The organism is Vibrio sp. 1557, from assembly GCF_033340175.1.
GTDB lineage: Bacteria > Pseudomonadota > Gammaproteobacteria > Enterobacterales > Vibrionaceae > Vibrio > Vibrio alginolyticus.
On record NZ_JAWOVZ010000250.1, the window covers coordinates 1 to 1,106 of the forward strand.

The following is a 1,106-nucleotide window of genomic DNA, read 5'->3' on the forward strand; positions in this document are numbered from 1 at the left end:
GAGGCGTCGCTCTCATCCGCCTCTGCAATCAAAATACGGCTAGAGCCCAAGGGCGCATTGGTGCCCGCGCTCGTTACTAGACCGCCGTTTGCAAACGTTGGATCAAGGCCTGCTTCGGAATAGATTTGTGTGACTAGTGCTGTGGTGGTGGTTTTACCATGTGTGCCCGCAACAGCGATACCATGACGGAATCGCATCAGTTCAGCCAACATTTCTGCTCGGCGAACAATAGGAATACGCAATTCACGAGCCGCCATGACTTCAGGGTTTTCTTCGTTAATCGCTGTGGAAACGACTACCACACTAGCCTTTTCGACATTACTTGCTTGGTGACCAATAAATACGGTTGCCCCTTTCGACACTAAGCGCTCGGTTACTGGGTTTTCAGACAAGTCTGAACCCGTGATTTCATAACCTTCGTTTAGAAGAACTTCAGCAATGCCGCTCATGCCCGCACCACCGATACCGATGAAGTGGATGCATTTCACGCGACGCATTTCTGGTACCATCGCGCGAATCTGAGCTAAGTCTTGTGTATGTTGGATAGTCATTAATTCGATTCTCAATAATTCGTTAACGCTTTTCGGTCAAAGCGACAATGGCTTGTGCGACAACTTTGTCAGCATCTAATTTTGCGGCACTGCGTGCCTTTTGAGCCATTGAAAGTAAAGCTTGGCGATCCAATTGTTGGATCTGTTGAGTCAAAGACTCCACGGTTAAATCAGGTTGTTCAATCATCTTCGCAGCACCGCATTCCACTAAATGGTCGGCATTCAGTGCCTGTTGACGGTCTTTATGCATGAACGGGATAAAAATCGCGCCTACACCTGCTGCTGAGACTTCGGATACCGTCAGTGCGCCAGAACGGCACACTAACAGATCTGCCCACGCATACGCTTGTGCAACATCATCGATAAACTCGGTCACTTCTGCATTAGCAACATTGTTCGCTTGATAAGCGGCTTGCACTTCTTGCGCTGCGCCTTTGCCTGCTTGATGACGAATACAGTAGTCTTGTCCCAAGTTTGCCATCACCGCTGGCAATGTTTGATTAAGAATACGCGCCCCTTGGCTGCCGCCCATAACAAGAATACGAATTGGTCCTT

Annotated in this window: 2 protein-coding genes; both read right to left on the reverse strand. The window is 48.9% G+C overall.

Features of this window, described 5'->3' with window-relative positions; genetic code table 11:
* Positions 1 to 551, reverse strand: a 551-nt coding sequence (locus R7070_RS26270) for a Mur ligase domain-containing protein (protein ID WP_318141525.1), incomplete at its 3' end; no start/stop codon positions are given.
* Positions 552 to 573: 22 nt separating this feature from the next.
* Positions 574 to 1,106, reverse strand: a 533-nt coding sequence (locus R7070_RS26275) for a glycosyltransferase (protein WP_318141526.1), incomplete at its 5' end; no start/stop codon positions are given.